This window comes from Arthrobacter sp. NPDC092385 (assembly GCF_044755105.1).
GTDB lineage: Bacteria > Actinomycetota > Actinomycetes > Actinomycetales > Micrococcaceae > Arthrobacter_D.
Genome location: NZ_JBIVQL010000011.1, coordinates 84,745 through 101,348, shown reverse-complemented (window position 1 = coordinate 101,348; position 16,604 = coordinate 84,745). Strand labels below are relative to the sequence as shown.

14 protein-coding genes and 1 tRNA gene are annotated in these 16,604 nt (G+C 69.0%); 8 read left to right on the top strand and 7 right to left on the bottom strand.

Annotated elements, in window-relative coordinates; all coding sequences use genetic code 11:
* Position 1: 1 nt before the first annotated feature.
* The 3 genes from ilvA to ACIQCY_RS14340 are packed head-to-tail and all read right to left on the bottom strand — an operon-like array spanning position 2 to position 3,598.
* Entirely contained in the window at positions 2 to 1,264 is a 1,263-nt protein-coding gene (ilvA, locus tag ACIQCY_RS14350) for a threonine ammonia-lyase (protein ID WP_400484587.1), read from the bottom strand.
* Between the two features lie 53 nt (positions 1,265 to 1,317).
* The gene (locus tag ACIQCY_RS14345; protein WP_400484573.1) at positions 1,318 to 2,646 is read right to left on the bottom strand and encodes an AI-2E family transporter; all 1,329 of its coding nucleotides are present in this window, start codon (positions 2,644 to 2,646) and stop codon (positions 1,318 to 1,320) included.
* Positions 2,647 to 2,683: 37 nt separating this feature from the next.
* On the bottom strand, positions 2,684 to 3,598 hold the full coding sequence (locus tag ACIQCY_RS14340) for an aldose 1-epimerase family protein (protein ID WP_400484572.1): 915 nt from the start codon (positions 3,596 to 3,598) through the stop codon (positions 2,684 to 2,686).
* A 131-nt stretch (positions 3,599 to 3,729) separates the two neighbouring features.
* On the opposite strand from ACIQCY_RS14340, the gene ACIQCY_RS14335 reads away from it, so the two are divergent.
* The 3 genes from ACIQCY_RS14335 to galK are packed head-to-tail and all read left to right on the top strand — an operon-like array spanning position 3,730 to position 6,811.
* On the top strand, positions 3,730 to 4,530 hold the full coding sequence (locus ACIQCY_RS14335) for a DeoR/GlpR family DNA-binding transcription regulator (protein ID WP_400484571.1): 801 nt from the start codon (positions 3,730 to 3,732) through the stop codon (positions 4,528 to 4,530).
* A complete protein-coding gene (gene galT, locus ACIQCY_RS14330; RefSeq protein ID WP_400484570.1) occupies positions 4,527 to 5,657 on the top strand; it encodes a galactose-1-phosphate uridylyltransferase in 1,131 nt (376 codons plus the stop codon). Before ACIQCY_RS14335 ends, galT begins: the two co-directional genes overlap by 4 nt.
* On the top strand, positions 5,654 to 6,811 hold the full coding sequence (gene galK, locus ACIQCY_RS14325; RefSeq protein WP_400484569.1) for a galactokinase: 1,158 nt from the start codon (positions 5,654 to 5,656) through the stop codon (positions 6,809 to 6,811). The genes galT and galK overlap by 4 nt, the downstream gene beginning before the upstream one ends.
* Positions 6,812 to 6,933: 122 nt before the next feature.
* Here galK and ACIQCY_RS14320 read toward each other — a convergent pair whose 3' ends face one another.
* Positions 6,934 to 7,788 (bottom strand): Bax inhibitor-1/YccA family protein, encoded by an 855-nt coding sequence (locus ACIQCY_RS14320; protein WP_400484568.1) that lies wholly within the window; start codon positions 7,786 to 7,788, stop codon positions 6,934 to 6,936.
* Between the two features lie 342 nt (positions 7,789 to 8,130).
* Between ACIQCY_RS14320 and ACIQCY_RS14315 the strand changes: the two genes are divergently transcribed.
* From ACIQCY_RS14315 to ACIQCY_RS14295, 5 genes are all read left to right on the top strand, one after another.
* On the top strand, positions 8,131 to 9,399 hold the full coding sequence (locus ACIQCY_RS14315; RefSeq protein ID WP_400484586.1) for a branched-chain amino acid ABC transporter permease: 1,269 nt from the start codon (positions 8,131 to 8,133) through the stop codon (positions 9,397 to 9,399).
* Between the two features lie 9 nt (positions 9,400 to 9,408).
* Positions 9,409 to 10,389 carry a branched-chain amino acid ABC transporter permease gene (locus ACIQCY_RS14310; RefSeq protein WP_400484567.1) on the top strand — a complete coding sequence of 327 codons (981 nt, stop codon included), beginning with the start codon at positions 9,409 to 9,411 and terminating at the stop codon, positions 10,387 to 10,389.
* 161 nt (positions 10,390 to 10,550) lie between these two features.
* Complete coding sequence (locus ACIQCY_RS14305) at positions 10,551 to 11,534, top strand: ABC transporter ATP-binding protein (RefSeq protein WP_400484585.1); 984 nt, start codon at positions 10,551 to 10,553, stop codon at positions 11,532 to 11,534.
* Positions 11,534 to 12,274, top strand: a complete 741-nt coding sequence (locus ACIQCY_RS14300) for an ABC transporter ATP-binding protein (RefSeq protein WP_400484566.1) — start codon at positions 11,534 to 11,536, stop codon at positions 12,272 to 12,274. Before ACIQCY_RS14305 ends, ACIQCY_RS14300 begins: the two co-directional genes overlap by 1 nt.
* 202 nt (positions 12,275 to 12,476) lie before the next feature.
* On the top strand, positions 12,477 to 13,187 hold the full coding sequence (locus ACIQCY_RS14295; RefSeq protein WP_400484565.1) for a hypothetical protein: 711 nt from the start codon (positions 12,477 to 12,479) through the stop codon (positions 13,185 to 13,187).
* 141 nt (positions 13,188 to 13,328) lie between these two features.
* Here ACIQCY_RS14295 and ACIQCY_RS14290 read toward each other — a convergent pair whose 3' ends face one another.
* The 3 genes from ACIQCY_RS14290 to ACIQCY_RS14280 form a co-directional block, all read right to left on the bottom strand.
* On the bottom strand, positions 13,329 to 14,729 hold the full coding sequence (locus ACIQCY_RS14290; RefSeq protein ID WP_400484564.1) for an ABC transporter substrate-binding protein: 1,401 nt from the start codon (positions 14,727 to 14,729) through the stop codon (positions 13,329 to 13,331).
* A gap of 237 nt (positions 14,730 to 14,966) precedes the next feature.
* Positions 14,967 to 15,039 (bottom strand) — tRNA-Leu (locus ACIQCY_RS14285).
* Positions 15,040 to 15,163: 124 nt separating this feature from the next.
* Entirely contained in the window at positions 15,164 to 16,603 is a 1,440-nt protein-coding gene (locus ACIQCY_RS14280; protein ID WP_400484563.1) for an NAD(P)/FAD-dependent oxidoreductase, read from the bottom strand.
* Position 16,604 lies beyond the last annotated feature (1 nt).

Below are 16,604 nucleotides of genomic sequence, written 5' to 3'. Positions count from 1 at the left end.
CTCAGCCCCGGAGGACCACCGGCTGGAAGCCCTCTGCGCGCAGGTTGCTGAGGACCTGCTCGCAGTGCTCGTCGCCCTTGGTCTCCATGTTGATGGTGATCGCCACGTCCCCCATGCTGATGGACCCGCCGACGCGCGTGTGGTCGACACCGGTGACGTTGGCATCGGATTCGGCGATGATCCGCGAGATGGTGGCGAGCGAGCCCGGCCGGTCGTCGAGCAGCATGCGCACCACGAGGAAGCGCCCCGCGGCGGCGAGTCCGCGCTGGATCACCTTGAGCATGAGCATCGGGTCGATGTTGCCGCCCGAGAGCACCACCACCGTGTTGCCCGGGCTCGCGCCGTCCTCGGTGAGCTTCCCGTCGAGCAGCGCCGCGACCCCCACGGCGCCGGCCGGTTCGACCACCATCTTGGAGCGCTCGAGGAGGAAGATGAGCGCGCGGGCGAGGGAGTCCTCGCTGACGGTCACGACGTCGTCCACGAGTTCCCGGATGATCGAGAAGGGCAGCTGGCCGGGCCGGCCCACGGCGATGCCGTCCGCGATGGTCGAGACCTTCGTCAGGGGCACGAGCGCATCGGCCGCCAGCGATGGCGGGTAGGCCGCGGCGTTCTCGGCCTGCACGCCGATGATGCGGATCTCACGGCCGAGCTCCTTCGCCCGCGCCTTCACGGCCACGGCGACACCGGCGAGCAGCCCGCCGCCGCCCACTCCCATGAGGATGGTGTCGACGTCCGGCACCTGCTCCAGGATCTCGAGCCCGAGGGTCCCCTGCCCCGCCACGACATCGACGTTGTCGAAGGGGTGGACGAAGACGGCGCCGGTCTCATCGGCGTACTTCTTCGCTTCCGCGAGCGCCTCGTCCACGTTGTGCCCGTGCAGCACCACCTCCGCCCCGTGACCGCGCGTCGCGGCGAGCTTGGGCAGCGCGACGCCGAGGGGCATGTAGATGCGGGCGGAGATACCGAGCCGGGCAGCGGCCACGGCGACGCCCTGGGCATGGTTGCCGGCCGATGCCGCGACGACGCCGCGTGCGCGCTCGGCCTCGCTCAGCTTCGCCATGCGGTTGTACGCACCACGGACCTTGAAGGAGCCGGCGCGCTGCAGGTTCTCGCACTTGAAGGACACGGGAGAACCTGTGAGGCGGCCCAGGGCGCGGGACTGCTCGATGGGCGTCCGTGCGATGACTCCCTCGAGCGTACGGTATGCGGCTTCGACGTCGGCGAGGGTCACCGGGAGGCCGGCGTCCGCTGCGACATCGAGCACGGTGGTGGTCGCGGTGGTGGAGGTGTTCAGGTGGGTTGCTACGGTCTGCTCGGTCACGGGGATGTCTCTTCCTGGAGGGCTGGCGCCGGCGTGGCGGGGGAAGGTTCCGGGGTGCTGGCCGGTGACGACGAAGAGTTGCGCTCCGCCGTCGCCGGCCCGCTAATGCCGGGGCCTCCCCCGTGTGGCCAGCCTGCCTGCTGCACCACGGGATCGTATTCCCAGGCCCGCTGGGCGATGTAGCGCACGGAGGTGTTGAGGACCGCGAGGAGCGGGACGGAGAAGAGTGCGCCGGGGATCCCGGCGAGGAGCGTGCCACCGACCACGGCGAGGACGACGGCGAGCGGGTGGAGCGCGACGGCAGGTCCCATGATGAGCGGCTGGAGGACGTGCCCCTCCAGTTGCTGGACCAGCAGGACGATCGCGAGCATCACCAGGGCGTTGACCCAGCCGTTGGCGACGAGTGCGAGCAGGACCGCGACAGATCCCGTGGCCAGCGCGCCGACGATGGGGATGAAGGACCCGAGGAACACGAGGACGCCCAGCGGCAGCGCGAGCGGAACGCCGATGATGGCCGCACCGACACCGATACCGATGGCATCGACGGCCGCGACGAGCATCTGGACGCGGACGTAGCTCGCCATCGACATCCACCCCCGCCGGCCCGCGCCGTCCACGGCGGCACGGGCACGCACCGGCGCCAGCCCGACGGCGAAGCGCCAGATCCGGCCGCCGTCGAGCAGGAAGAAGATCAGGGCGAACACCGTGAGGAGCGTGCCAGCGCCGACGTGGCCCGCCGTCGTGCCGAAGGAGAGCGCTCCGCTGAGGATCGAGGCGCTGTTGTTCTGCACGGCGTCGGCGATGTCCTGGAGGTACCGGTCGATCTGCGTCGCGGTGAGCTGCAGCGGGCCCTGCGCCAGCCAGTCGAGCGTCTGCTGGATGCCCGCGCGGGCCTGCCCCCAGAGGCTGCCCAGCCCGAGCGCCAGCTGGCGGCCGACGAGGAGCAGTGCTGCCGTGATGAGGCCGAAGAACCCGACGAGCGTTGCGGCGACGGCGAGGCCGTTGGGCATGCGGCGGCGGAGTGCGTTCTTCAGCGGCATGAGGAGCGCTGCGACCAGTCCCGCGATCATGAGCGGGATGACCAGGAGGGAGACCTGGCCGAGCAGGTAGATCAGCGCTCCCCCGACGACGATGACGAGCCCCAGCCGCCAGGACCAGGAGGCCGCGACGCGCAGGGCGAACGGCACGTCCGTGCGGTCGTCCGTGCGCAGGGGCTGCCGTGCCTGTGCGGGCTGTGCGGGCAGCGGATCGGGCAGGGCGGCGGCACCGCGGCTCACTGCGCGCTGGATGGCGCGCTGGGGATTCGCTCCGGGGAGACGCTGCATGGGCCAATCCTTCCATAGAAGGCCCGGGCGCCCGCTATCAGAGGCCTGGCAGGATGCCCCATTCCGCGGCGAACGACGCGCCTGCCTCGAGCCACCGGAGTCCCTCGCCGGAGTTGAGGGCGTTGGCCGGGGCGGTCATCGGCTCGATGGCCACGGCCTTGCTCACGCCGGGGTAGATGGTGCTCACGTAGACGTGGGCGTAGCTGAACGAGGCGTCGGCCCAGAGGGTGACGCGTCGTCCGTCGGGAGCGGAGAGGACGTGCTCGTGGCGTCCGCCCCGGAGGCGCAGACCGGTGAAGGCCGTGTCGAACTGGATGTCCCCGATCCGCCGGCCCTCGCGCAGGTCGTGCTGCCCGGCCACGGGGGCCCTGCCCGTGGGGATAGACCGGTCGTCCGCTTCGAACATCTCGTCCGCCAGCAGTGTCAGCGTGAGCTCCTCCGTCGGTACGTCGGAGATCTTGAGGTACGGGTGGGCACCGAGCGCGAAGGGCGCTGAGTCGTCCGAGAGGTTGGTGAGCTCCTGGGTCACGGTGAGCTGCTCCTCCGTGAGTTCGTAGGTGGCCCGGTGGAGGAGGTGGAAGGGGTAGCCGTGCTGCGGGAAGACCTCGGCCTCGAGGACGGCGTGGGAGTCCCCGACGTCGATCGCCCGGTAGCCGGTGTTCCTCAGCAGCCCATGGATGGCGTTGCCCTTCGACGGCTCCGTGATGTCGAGGCGCTGCTCCTTGCCGTGCAGCGACCAGCGGCCGTCGGCCACCCGGTTCGGCCAGGGCGCCAGGAGGATCCCGCCGCCCCCGGCGGGGATGTCGCCGTCGCCCCAGGTCTCCGTCAGCGCGACGCCGTCGCACTCGTAGGACCGCAGCGCCGCGGCCAGGCTCGCGACGACGACGGTCGAGGATCCTGCGCGCAGGGTGTAGTTGGTGCCGCTGGCCGGTCGTGGAGTCGCCGAAGTCATGCAGCGATGCTACAGCTGCGCCCGCCCGGGGCCTTCTCCCTGTGCTGCCCTGGCAGGACCGCCTATGATAGGTTTTGTTCGTTTCGGTGCGGACTAGTTCGGTTCTGCCCGTCGCCCCAGGGAGGAGGATCATGCTGGCAGCAGAGCGCCACGCCGCGATCCTCGACCGGCTCGCCCGGCAGCCCGCCGTGCGGGTGAGCGGACTCGCCCTGGCCCTGGGGGTCTCGGAGATGACCGTCCGGCGCGACATCGACACCCTCGAGGCCCGTGGGGCGCTGGTCCGCGTGCACGGCGGAGCCGTACGCCCGGGCAGCCTCAGCTCGGTCGAGGCCGGTTTCGACGCCAACCGCTCGAGGGGTGGCGAAGCGAAGCGTAAGATCGCGGCTGCCGCCGTCTCCCTGCTGGCCCCCGGCATGACGGTGTCCATCACGGGTGGCACCACCACCTACGCGCTCGCCCCGCTCCTCTCCCGCGTGCAGGGGCTGACGGTCATCACCAACTCGCTGCCGCTGGCCGATGAGCTCCACCGGCTGCACGCCGCCGCACCCGGCGACGGCGCGCCCCAGGTCCTCCTCTCCGGGGGACAGCTCACGCCGTCCAAGGCCCTCGTCGGCCCGCTCGCGACCGGCACGATCACCTCCCTCCGCGCGGACCTGTGCTTCATGGGTGCCCACGGTGTGGACGCCACGGCCGGCATCACCACGCCCAACCTCGCCGAAGCCGACACGAACCGGGCGTTCGCCCGTACCTGCGGCACCCTCGTGATCCTGGCGGACGCCACCAAGATCGGCGTCGTGAGCCTCGCGCGCGTGGCCGACCTCGACACCACTGCCGCCCTCGTCACCGACCGGCAGCCCGAGGGCGAGTACGCCGCCCTCACCCGGATCCTCTGCGACCCCGTTCCCGACCCCCACCTGGAAGAGCGCCCATGACCTCCATCACCCCGACCCGCCTGTCCGACGGGCGCGAGCTGATCTACTTCGATGCGCACGAGGACAGCGCCGCGCGGCACCGCGACGCGGCAGCCACTCGTGACACGCGCGGGCTCCCGCCGCGCGGAGCCGCCGCCACCGCACGCTACGACGCGCTGTCGGGCGAGTGGATCGCCGTCGCGGCGCACCGCCAGTCCCGCACGCACCTCCCGCCCGCCGACCAGTGCCCCCTGTGCCCGACGACGCCGGCGAACCTCTCGGAGATCCCCGCGTCCGACTACGAGGTGGTGGTGTTCGAGAACCGCTTCTCCTCGTTCGGCCCGGATCTCGGTGCCCTGCCCGCCGCCCCGGAGTGGGGTACGACGGCGCCGGCGTACGGACGGTGCGAGGTGGTCGCCTTCGATTCCGCGCACGAGGGCTCCTTCGGCTCGCTCAGCCCGGAGCGTGCCAGGACGGTCATCGATGCCTGGGCGCACCGCACCGAGGCGCTGTCCGCGCTGCCCGGGATCAAGCAGGTGTTCTGCTTCGAGAACCGCGGCGCCGACATCGGCGTCACGCTCCTGCACCCCCACGGACAGATCTACGCGTATCCGTTCATCCCGCCGCGCGCCGCCGCCCTGGCGGCCCGGGCGGCCGAGTTCTTCGAAGCGTCCGGCGGAACGCAGACCCTCCTGGGGCACGCGCTGGCCTCCGAGCGCGAGTCCGGGGACCGCATGGTCATCGAGGGGAAGCACTTCAGCGCCTTCGTGCCCTTCGCGGCGCGCTGGCCGCTCGAGGTGCACCTGGTCCCCCACCGCCAGGTCGCCGACCTCGCGGGCCTGACCGGCGAGGAGCGCGATGAGCTGACCACGGTCTACCTGGAACTCCTGGGCAGGCTCGATGCCCTCTACCCCACACCCACGCCCTACATCGCGGCGTGGCAGCAGGCTCCGATCGACGACGCCCTCCGGCCCGCGAGCTACCTGCACCTCCAGCTGACCTCGCCTCGACGCGCCGCCGACAAGCTGAAGTTCCTGGCCGGCTCGGAAGCCGCCATGGGGGCCTTCATCAACGACACGAATCCGGAGAAGGTCGCGGAAGCACTCCGCGGCGCCACTCCCGCCACCGCCCGGAAGGACCAGGCATGAACTCCACAGCACAGGATCTCGCGACGGCCTTCACGGACCGGTTCGGCACGGAGCCGGACGGCCTGTGGTCCGCTCCCGGACGTGTCAACGTCATCGGCGAGCACACCGACTACAACGACGGCTTCGTGCTGCCGTTCGCCATCCGGCACTCGACGACGGTCGCCGCCGCCGTCCGGTCCGACCGGCTGGTGCGGGTAGCCTCCACCTTCGCTCCGGACGAGGACGCCGTGGTGGCCGACCTCGACGAGCTCTCGGAAGGCAGCGTGGAAGGCTGGGCGGCGTATCCGCTCGGCGTCCTCTGGGCCCTGGAGCAGTCCGGGTACCGCTGCCCCGGCATGGATCTCCTCGTCGATTCCTCCGTGCCGGTCGGCGCGGGCCTCTCCTCCTCCGCGGCGCTCGAGTGCTCGGTAGCCGTTGCAGCCAACGAACTCGCGCAGGCGGACATCTCGCGCCGGGAACTCGCCGTGATCGGGCAGTTGGCCGAGAACCGGATGGTCGGTGCACCGACCGGCATCATGGACCAGTCCGCGTCCCTCCTCGGCGAGGCCGGGCACGCCGTGTTCCTCGACTGCCGGTCCGGGGCCTCCCGGCTCGTGCCCCTCGACCTGGAGGGCGCCGGGCTCGAACTGATGGTGATCGACACCCGCGTCAGCCACTCGCATGCGACGGGAGGCTACGCCGCACGCCGCCGGTCCTGCGAGCTCGGCGCGGAGATGATGGGCGTGGCGGCGCTCAGGGACCTGTCCGTCAAGGACCTCGCCGAGGCGGCCGGCGTGCTCGACGAGGAGACGTTCCGCCGCGTCCGCCACATCGTCACGGAGAACGCGCGCGTCGAGGATGCCGTGGAGGTGCTGACGCGCAAGGGCCCTGCCGAGCTCGGGCCGCTGCTCGTGGCAAGCCATGCCTCGATGCGCGACGACTTCGAGATCTCCTGTGCGGAACTCGATACCGCGGTGGACACGGCGCTCGAGGCCGGCGCCCTCGGAGCCCGCATGACCGGCGGGGGCTTCGGCGGTTCGGCGATCGCCCTGGCACGCGTCGGGGATGTCCCTGCCATCCGCTCGGCGGTGGAAACAGCGTTCTCCGCTGCGGGCTTCCGCTCGCCGGTGATCTTCAGTGTCCTGCCCGGTGCGGGTGCCGCGCGGATCGCCTAGACCCGACAGCCCGTGCAGACCGGCCCCGAGGCCGCACAACGGGAAGGACCCGCAACCGACAGGTTGCGGGTCCTTCTGCTTCTGGTACTGCCCAGCCGGCCGGGAGGCCGGCTGCCTGCGTGTTAGTCGTCGCCCCGGAGGATCGCGAGGAGTCGGAGGATCTCCACATAGAGCCAGACGAGCGTGACGGTGAGGCCGAACGCGGCCGTCCACGAGTACTTCTGCGGGGCACCCTGGCGGACGCCCTCGCTGATCGAGGTGAAGTCGATGATCAGGGAGAAGGCCGCGAGGCCGATGGCGAAGACGCCGATGACGACGCCGAAGGGGATGCCCGTTCCGAGGAAGTCAGCACCGCGAAGGCCCCAGGGGTCGTCGTTCAGGCCGAAGACCATGAGTCCGAGGTTCAGCAGCGAGAAGGCCGCATAGCTGATCATCGCGATCATGAAGAACTTCATCGCCCTGGGCGTCGCCCGGACCTTGCCGCTCTTGAACAGGGCGAGCGTCACACCGAACACGACGAGCGTCCCGAGGACGGCCTGCATCGCGATACCCGGGAACATGCTCTCGAGGAACATCGTGATGCCGCCGACGAACAGGCCCTCGAGCCCGGCGTAGGCCAGGATCAGCGCGGGCGACGGCTCACGCTTGAACGCGTTGACGAGTCCGAGCACGAAACCACCGAGCGCGCCGACCACCATGAGGGGAAGGGCGAGGCCGGGCACGAGGAACGCGGGAACAGCGGCGCCCAGCAGGACGACGCCCAGGCACAGCAGCGTCTTGACGATGACATCGTCGAACGTCATGCGGCCCGTCTGCGCGGGGCCCGCCGACGGCTGGTTGTACATGTGCTCCAGCTGCTGCTGGTTGGCCATGGTCTGGCCCGCATACGTCGCGGTACCGAGTCCCGCCATCTGGTTGCCTCGGGTAGCCGAACGGAAGTTCTTCCCGTTGAATACCGGATTACCGCCAAGTGCCATTTTCGTTAGTCCTCCAATAGGGGGCTGGGTGTTCTCGCAACCCTACCAATTCCAACGGTTCTGCCGGGGTTTTGTTCCCGCAGCGGCAACTCGCGGGACTCCCTCCGGCAGGGAATTACAACACCAAGGTGCCTTGGTAAATCTTTTGTTACCAAACTGATCCCTTGGCGGGATGCTTTTGCGAAATCACGAAACATGCCGCTAGTAACATGATCCCCACGCCCGTGACACTCGTCACAACTGTTGATCCCGGCGGCCAGCGCCGGGCCTGCCCCCACCGTGGAGGTTCCCATCTTGATCACCCTATCGACGCCTGCACGGATCAGGAGGTCGCTGCTCCTGATGCTCGGCTTCCTGGCCATCGTGCTGATCGGCGCCCCCGCGGCGCAGGCGTCCCACCAGCCGCAGACCGCCACGAGCGTCCAGGCACAGGAATTCGACAACCGGATCGGCGGCGTCCTCCGCGGCGCCGACGGACCCATCGCCGACGTCACGGTCACCGCCGAGGGCAATGGATTCGAAGGAGAGACCACCTCCGGGCCCAACGGCGCCTGGAGCATCGGCGTCCCGGAGCAGGGAACCTACGAGGTGGCCATCGACGAGGACACCCTCCCCGAGGGCATCTCCCTCGCGGAGGGCCAGGAGAATCCCCGCGAGGTCACCTTCGCCAACACCTCCAGCGCCACCACGCTCTTCCTCTTCGGCGAGGGCATCGTCACGCAGCAGGCATCCTTCCTGGACACGCTCGCAGAGCGTGCGCTCGCAGGTTTCAGCTTCGGGCTCCTCCTCGCCCTGAGCGCCGTCGGCCTCTCCCTCATCTTCGGGACCACCGGCCTGACCAACTTCGCCCACGGTGAGATGGTCACGCTCGGCGCCGTCCTCGCGTTCGCCTTCGCGGCCGCCGGGCTCCCCATCGCCGTCGCGATCGTCCTCGCCGTCCTCGGTGGCGGACTCCTCGGGTACGTGCAGGACGCCGGGCTGTGGAAGCCCCTGCGGAGCCGCGGCACGGGCCTCGTGCCGATGATGATCGTCAGCATCGGCTTCGCCCTCGCGCTGCGCTACATCATCCAGTTCTTCTTCGGTGGCGCCACCCGGCAGCTGCCCGGTTCGCAGAGCGACATCATCGAGATGGGGTCCGTCGCGATCTCCCGCAACGACCTGACGTCGCTGATCGTGAGCCTCGTGGTCATCCTGGTGGTCGCCTTCCTGCTCCTCCGCACCCGCATCGGCAAGGCCACGCGGGCGGTGGCGGACAACCCCGCACTCGCGGCGGCCTCGGGCATCGACGTGGACCGCGTCATCCGGATCGTCTGGGTGATCGGCGGAATGCTCGCAGCCCTCGGCGGCATCCTCTGGGCCTACTACCGCCCGGGCGTCTCCTACAACATGGGCCAGCAGATCCTGCTGCTCATCTTCGCAGGCGTCACCCTCGGCGGACTCGGCACCGTCTTCGGCGCACTGGTCGGTTCGATCATCGTCGGGCTGTTCGTGGAGATCTCCACGATCTGGCTCGAGGCAGACCTCAAATACGTGGGCGCGCTGCTGATCATGATTCTCGTGCTCCTGTTCCGGCCGCAGGGTATCCTCGGCCGCCGAGAGCGCATAGGTTAGGGGCTCGTCATGGACTTCGGAAACATCCTCATCAACGCCTTCGGCGAACTGATCAGCCCGACGACGGCGGCCTACGCACTCGCCGCGCTGGGCCTCGCCGTGCACTTCGGCTACTCGGGCCTCCTGAACTTCGGGCAGGCCGGCTTCATGGCGGTCGGCGCGTACGGGTACGCCATCTCGACCCTCAGCTTCAACGCTCCGCTGCCCGTGGCCGTCCTCGTGGCACTGCTGGCCTCGGTGGTCTTCGCGATCGTGCTCGGCATCCCCACCCTCCGCCTCCGGGCGGACTACCTCGCCATCGTGACCATCGCGGCGGCGGAGATCATCCGCTACATCGTGACGACGAACGGCCTCACCGACGTCACGGGTTCGGCCAACGGACTCGCGGCGTTCGAGGGCGGCTTCTACGCGCTGAACCCGTTCCCGCCCGGCACCTACAACATCGGTCCGCTGGGCATGAACGAGCGCGACTTCTGGATCCGCATCGTGGGCTGGACCGTCGTCATCATCGCCTGCGTCGTCGTCTGGCTCCTCATGCGCAGCCCGTGGGGGCGGGTCCTCAAGGGGATCCGCGAGGACGAGAATGCGGTGCGCTCGCTCGGCAAGAACGTGTACGCCTACAAGATGCAGGCACTCGTGATCGGCGGTGTCCTCGGCTCGCTGGCCGGCATCATCTTCACGCTGCCCCGTGGTGCCGTGCAGCCCGCCAACTACGCGACCGAATTGACGTTCTTCCTCTACACCTGCCTCCTCCTCGGCGGCATGGCCACTGTCCTCGGACCGGTCATCGGCGCGATGATCTTCTGGGTGGTGCTCTCGTTGACGCAGGGACTCCTGTACGGCGCTATTGAGGTCGGCGCCATCACGTTCCTGTCCAACTCTCAAGCGGGTCAGCTGCGCTACATCCTCGTGGGTGTGGCATTGATGCTGCTCATGGTCTTCAGGCCGCAGGGCGTCCTGGGTAACAAGAAGGAGTTGGCGTTCGCATGACCGGCAACCACAACGACAGCAACCCGGACGTCACGTCGGGCACCACGAGTGCCTCCGGCGATGCGCAGGGCACAAGCGGAGCCCACGCAGCGACTCCCCCCGCCGGCGGCGTCGCCGGAGGTGCCGCGCCCTCCGGGCCGGCCTCCTCCGGCCGCGACTACATGACGGACCCGGAGCCGATCACCACCGACGCGACGGGCCCGGGGTGCCGCAAGCGGGACCCGATCGTCGTCGCACGGAACGTGACGCGCAGCTTCGGCGGCATCAACGCCGTCGACGTCGAGCACCTCGAGATCCCCCGGCACAAGATCACCGCGCTGATCGGGCCCAACGGTGCCGGCAAGACGACCCTGTTCAACCTGCTGACGGGGTTCGACACGCCCAACAGCGGCGACTGGGAGTTCGACGGCAAGCCCCTCGCCAAGGTCGCTTCGCACAAGGTGGCCCGCATGGGCATGGTGCGCACGTTCCAGCTGACCAAGGTCATGGGCAAGCTCACGGTCATGGAGAACATGCGCCTGGGCGCCACCGACCAGCCGGGCGAAAGCCTTGCCCGCGCCCTGTTCAAGGGCATCTGGGGCAGCCGCGAGCGGGAGATCACCCAGCAGGCCGAGGTGCTCCTGACGAAGTTCAAGCTCGACACGAAGCGGGACGACTACGCGGCGTCGCTCTCCGGAGGGCAGCGCAAGCTCCTCGAGATGGCGCGCGCACTCATGGTGCGGCCGCGGCTCGTGATGCTCGACGAGCCCATGGCGGGCGTCAACCCGGCGCTGACGCAGTCCCTCCTCGACCACATCAAGAACCTCAAGGCCGAGGGCATGACCGTCCTGTTCGTCGAACACGACATGCACATGGTCCGCCACATCGCGGACTGGGTCGTCGTCATGGCCGAGGGCAGGGTCGTGGCGGAGGGCCCACCGGACATCGTCATGAAGGACCAGGCCGTCATCGACGCCTACCTGGGAGCACACCACGACGTCGACCTCGGTGACTCCACGGGCATCGAGCGCCTCGAGGAGGAGCTCGCCCACGACGAGGAGTCGGTGGTCGGCACGGAGGACGAGGGCATCCTCGGACACGGCGTCACCGAGGTCGGCGGGGCACACGCCGCCGGCTCCACGCACAAGGACGAGGAGACGAAGTAATGGATGAATTCGAGGGAGACTCGGTCGTCAAGGTCACCGATCTCGTCGCGGGCTACATCCCGGGCGTGAACATCCTGAACGGCTGCAGCATCGAGGCCCGCCGTGGTGAGCTCATCGGCATCATCGGACCCAACGGTGCGGGCAAGTCGACGCTCCTGAAGGCGATGTTCGGCCTGGTGAAGGTCCACTCGGGCACCGTCGTCGTCCGCGGCCAGGACCTCACGGGGCTGAAGGCGAACCGCCTCGTCAGCCGTGGTGTTGGCTTCGTGCCGCAGAACAACAACGTCTTCGGCACGCTCACCATCGAGGAGAACCTCCAGATGGGCATGTACCAGCGGCCCAAGGACTTCAAGGAGCGCTTCGACTTCGTCGCCAGCCTGTTCCCGGAACTGGGGAAGCGGAAGGCGCAGCGGGCCGGCTCGCTGTCGGGCGGTGAGCGCCAGATGGTCGCCATGGGCCGCGCGCTCATGATGGATCCGGCGGTTCTGCTGCTGGACGAGCCCTCCGCCGGCCTCTCCCCCGTGAAGCAGGACGAGACGTTCCTCCGGGTCCACGAGATCAACCGGGCCGGGGTCTCGGTGATCATGGTCGAACAGAACGCCCGCCGCTGCCTCCAGATCTGCGACCGCGCCTACGTCCTGGATCAGGGCAAGGACGCCTACACGGGCACCGGGCGCGAACTGATGAAGGACCCGAAGGTCATCCAGCTCTACCTGGGAACCCTCGCGGACACCGCCTGAGGTCCTCGCGGTGCGGCCCGGCGGCTGCCCCGCGACGCACCGGCACCACGCATGGGTAGCTGGCCGGGTGCGGTACACGTGATGTGGGCGCACAGCGCAAGGGGTGGGCGGAACCGACAACGGTTCCGCCCACTTCCTTTTAACGACCGCTACGTTGGAAGGGAGAACCGGAAGCAGCACATCCAGGAGAGGACGCCCGCAGATGGCAGGACTGGCCAGCACCGCAATCGGCAAGGGGTTCGAGGTGGTGTTCCGCGGCATCAAGCACGTACGGCGGCACCGCCCCATCCACTCCCGCGGACTGAGGCTCGACGGCACGGTGGTGGTTCATGACCACGGCGGGCGCAGCGGCATCTCGTGGATCGACCAGCCCAGCGAGTCCCCCGCCACCGGGCGTATCTCGCGGTCCGCGGGCACGCCGGACGGACTGCCGGACATCGTCGGGCTCGCGCTGCGGATCCATCATGCAGAGGTCGGTCCCGCGCCGTCGACGTTCTCCGACGTACTGCTCTCCTCGACCGGGTGGTCCTTTCCCGGCCGCTTCGTGCTGGTGCCCCGGCTCCGGGTCTCACGCGCGCCCCTGAACACGATGATGCCCTACCGCGGCGAGGACGGGCCCGTCCTGCTCGGCGCGAGGACGATCAGCCCGGGGGCGCTGCCGTCATCCCTCAGGGGCTTCAGCCGCTCGCTCGGATCCTCGCCGTGGCAGCTCGGCCTGTACTACGCCACGCCCAGGGGCCCCTGGCAGCACTTCGGCACACTCACCCTGCAGCTGAACCCCGGGGCCGAGGAGAAGGACCTGCGATTCGACGCCGTCCTCCACCCCCTCGCAGGAACGCGGAGCTATGACTGGGCCCGGACGGTGCGCGAGCCCTCCTACGCGGTCTCCAGGCGCGAACCAGGCGACTCCTGAGGGCCCGGTAGAGCCCTCAGGAGCTTGGCGGCGGGCGGATTCCCGCCGGGCACGGCAAAGGCCCCGGCTGCACCCTCCTGGGAGGGGCGGCCGGGGCCTTTGCTTCGTACCACTCAGGGGGCGAGCCCCCGACGGGATTCCCTAGAGCTGACCGACCTCGGAACGGCTCGGCTGGGGCTTGTTGTCGGCGTCGTACTTGTAGATGCCGATGGCTGCCTCGGTGGGATCACCCTTCTCATCGAAGGAGACGGGGCCGGAGAGGCCGTCGTAGTCGATGTCCTCGCCGTTGCGCAGGAGCGTGACGCAACCAGCGAAGTCGAAGCACTTGGTGCCGTCCTTCGACACGGCCGCGAGCTGCTCGGCGATCGCCGTGCCCTCGACGCTTCCCGCTGCCTCGGAGGCGAGGGAGATCAGGTTCACGGCGTCGTAGCTCTCACCGGCGTACGCGTAGCTGGTCAGGTTCGGATCGACGGTTGCGAGGGCTTCCTGGAAGCCGGTTCCGGTGAAGGGGCCGGGGATGGTGCCCTGGGCTCCTTCGAGGGTTCCGGGATCGAGGTCCGCACTGTAGTCGGAGGTGTTGCCGTCGACCATGAACAGGGTGCTCGCGTCGATGCCCTTGGCGACGAGCAGCGGGACGATGCTCTTGGCCTCGTCGAAGCTGATGAGCACGATCGCGTCGGGCTTCGCCGCGGCGATCGCGTCCACCTGGCTGGAGAACTGCGAGTCGCCGGTGTTGAACATCTCGTTGGCCACGACCTGGCCGCCCGCCGCTTCCACGGTCTCCTGGATGTTGCTCTGCAGGCCGGTGCCGTAGGAGTCGTTCAGGGTGATCATGCCGACCGTCTGGGCACCACACGTCATGATGTAGTTGCCGAGCGTGCGGCCCTGGAGCACGTCCGAGGGAGCCGTACGGAAGTACAGGCCCTTGTCGTCCCAGTCGGTGAACTCGGGCGACGTGTTGGCGGGCGAGAACTGCACGACGCCGGCGCCGGTGATCTGGTTGATGACGGTCTTCGAGACGCCCGAGGACGCCGCGCCGATGATGGCGCTCACGTTCTGCGACAGGAGGTCCGTCACGGACTGGGTCGCGATGTCGGTCGTGGTGTCGCCGGAGTCGCGGTGCGTGATCGAGATGTCCTGGCCCAGGACACCGCCGGCCTCGTTGACTTCCTTGACGGCGAGGTTGACGCCGGCGATCTCGGGCGGGCCGAGGAAGGCGAGGGTTCCGGTGGTCGGCAGGATGGAGCCGAGCTTCAGCGGCTCGGGGCTCGTGGTCTTGCTCGCCGGTACGGCTGCAGGGTCGCCCTTCTCGCCCTGCTCCTCGCCGGCACCGCCTTCACTCTCGGGGCATGCCAGTGCCGACGCGGCAGCAGCGCTGGTCTCGGTTCCCGCTTCGGTCTCGGTGCTCCCGCCCTCGGTGCTCGAGGAGCCACCGCAGCCGGAAGCGAAGAGCGCGATGCCAAGGCCCAGTGCCGCGACCTTCGCCGCTCGCGGGGCACTCTCCCCGATGCTGGAACGCATCGGGATTCGTGTTGCAGTCATGAATTAGTCTCCTCGACCGAAAGGCTCTCACTGCCTTTGATGCTTTTGCCAGGTGTTCCTGGCTTGTAGGAAAAGCTAATCCAAAAATGTGTCTGAGATAAGGGAATCGGGTTACATCCTTGTAACGCTCGTCACGGGCCCTGCTTCGCACTCTTGACAGCGGGCGCTACTCAGTGCCCTGCCTATATTTGCAGGATCAACTGGAGGACGTCACGCAGGCGTCGTGGATGGAGTGGGTGCCCCAGCAGGGACTCGAACCCTGACTGAACAGATTTTAAGTCTGCTGCCTCTGCCATTGGGCTACTGGGGCCGTCCCGCCGCACCAGCCTACCGCGGACAGGAGTCCGGACCACTGCGCACGGGGAACGACGAAGAACGACGGCGACCCCCCGGAAGGCGGTCGCCGTCGTTCGTCGTGCGGGTACTGCCAGGCGTCAGGCAGAGGCCTTGGCCGCCGCGGCCTGGCCGGCCGGTGTGGGCGGCTGGCTCTGCAGCGCGGTGTCCTTCTTCGGCGGCGGAGTGGCCGCTTCGCGGAACTGGCGCTGCGGGGTCTGCAGGTCCGAGAGCGGTGCGAGGTCGCGCCCGAACAGGAAGCTCATGCTCCAGTTGATGATGACGCGGGCCTTGCGCTCGTACATCGGCATCGCGAAGCCGTGGTAGCCGCGGTGCGCGAGCCAGGCCGGGAAGCCCTTCATGCCGAAGCCCATGATGTTCGCGACACCCTTGAACTGGCCGAAGCCTGCCACCGCGCCGAGGTTGGTGTGGCGGTACTCCTTGACCTCGCCCACGCCGTAGTTGACGGCGAGGATGTTGGCGGCGAGGAGCTTGGCCTGGCGGACCGCGTGCTGGGCGTTGGGGACGCAGAAGCCGCCGACTCCCCCACCGGTCAGGTCGGGAACGGCCGCGACGTCGCCGGCGGTCCAGGCGTGCTCGACAGGACCGTCGTCGCCCGTGATGCGGAGTTCGGCGGTGGCGCGGACGCGACCGCGCTCATCGACCGGGAAGTCCGTGGAACGGACCACGGGATTGGCCTGGACGCCTGCGGTCCAGAGGAGGGTGTCGGTCTCGAACTCGTCGGCAGGCGTCTTGTCCGGCATGTTGATGAGCTTGAGGGTGCCGTCCAGGGCGCTGGACAGCGACGTGTTGAGGAGGACCTCGATCTGGCGTGAGCGGAGGTGTTCCACGACCCACTCGGCCTGCTCGGCCGTGACCTCGGGCATGATGCGCCCCATCGCCTCGACGAGGACGAAGCGCAGGTCGGACCGGCTGAGGCGCGCATTGGCCTTCACGGCGTCGCGGGCCGCGTCCTCCATCTCCGTGATGGCCTCGATGCCGGCGAAACCGCCGCCGACGACGACGAAGGTGAGGGCGCGGTCGCGCTCCGGGCCTTCGGGGAGGAGGGATCCGGTCTCGATGCGCTCGAGCATGCGGTCGCGCAGGGCTACCGCCTCCTCGATCGTCTTCAGACCGATGCCCTGGTCCTTCAGGCCGTCGATCGGGAAGGTGCGCGTGATGGATCCGGCGGCGACGACGACGTCGGTGTAGCCGAGCTCGAAGGACTCGCCACCACCGGTGGGGGCGATCGTCGCTGTGCGGCCGGCGTGGTTGATCGAGGTCACCTTGCCGGAGATGAGCTCCGTCTTCTTCAGGTGCTTGCGGTGGGACACGATCGCGTGGCGCGGCTCGATGCTTCCCGCGGCGACCTCCGGGAGGAAGGGCTGGTAGGTCATGTAGGGCAGGGGATCGACGAGCGTGACGATTCCGCCGTGGTCCTTGACCTGCTTCTGCAGCCTGTGCGCGACGTACAAGCCGACGTAGCCGCCGCCGACGACGAGGATGCGCGGGCGGTCGGAGAGGTGTGGGTTCGATGCCATT

What these genes read in the sequence shown, in the direction of transcription:
- ACIQCY_RS14315 (WP_400484586.1), top strand. Translation starts at nt 8,131, where the DNA reads ATGCTCGGCTTCCTGGCCATCGTGCTGATCGGCGCCCCCGCGGCGCAG.
- ACIQCY_RS14340 (WP_400484572.1), bottom strand. Translation starts at nt 3,598, where the DNA reads ATGACTTCGGCGACTCCACGACCGGCCAGCGGCACCAACTACACCCTG.
- ACIQCY_RS14320 (WP_400484568.1), bottom strand. Translation starts at nt 7,788, where the DNA reads ATGGCACTTGGCGGTAATCCGGTATTCAACGGGAAGAACTTCCGTTCG.
- ACIQCY_RS14310 (WP_400484567.1), top strand. Translation starts at nt 9,409, where the DNA reads ATGGACTTCGGAAACATCCTCATCAACGCCTTCGGCGAACTGATCAGC.
- ACIQCY_RS14305 (WP_400484585.1), top strand. Translation starts at nt 10,551, where the DNA reads ATGACGGACCCGGAGCCGATCACCACCGACGCGACGGGCCCGGGGTGC.
- ACIQCY_RS14295 (WP_400484565.1), top strand. Translation starts at nt 12,477, where the DNA reads ATGGCAGGACTGGCCAGCACCGCAATCGGCAAGGGGTTCGAGGTGGTG.
- ACIQCY_RS14280 (WP_400484563.1), bottom strand. Translation starts at nt 16,603, where the DNA reads ATGGCATCGAACCCACACCTCTCCGACCGCCCGCGCATCCTCGTCGTC.
- galT (WP_400484570.1), top strand. Translation starts at nt 4,527, where the DNA reads ATGACCTCCATCACCCCGACCCGCCTGTCCGACGGGCGCGAGCTGATC.
- ACIQCY_RS14345 (WP_400484573.1), bottom strand. Translation starts at nt 2,646, where the DNA reads ATGCAGCGTCTCCCCGGAGCGAATCCCCAGCGCGCCATCCAGCGCGCA.
- ACIQCY_RS14290 (WP_400484564.1), bottom strand. Translation starts at nt 14,729, where the DNA reads ATGACTGCAACACGAATCCCGATGCGTTCCAGCATCGGGGAGAGTGCC.
- ACIQCY_RS14300 (WP_400484566.1), top strand. Translation starts at nt 11,534, where the DNA reads ATGGATGAATTCGAGGGAGACTCGGTCGTCAAGGTCACCGATCTCGTC.
- galK (WP_400484569.1), top strand. Translation starts at nt 5,654, where the DNA reads ATGAACTCCACAGCACAGGATCTCGCGACGGCCTTCACGGACCGGTTC.
- ACIQCY_RS14335 (WP_400484571.1), top strand. Translation starts at nt 3,730, where the DNA reads ATGCTGGCAGCAGAGCGCCACGCCGCGATCCTCGACCGGCTCGCCCGG.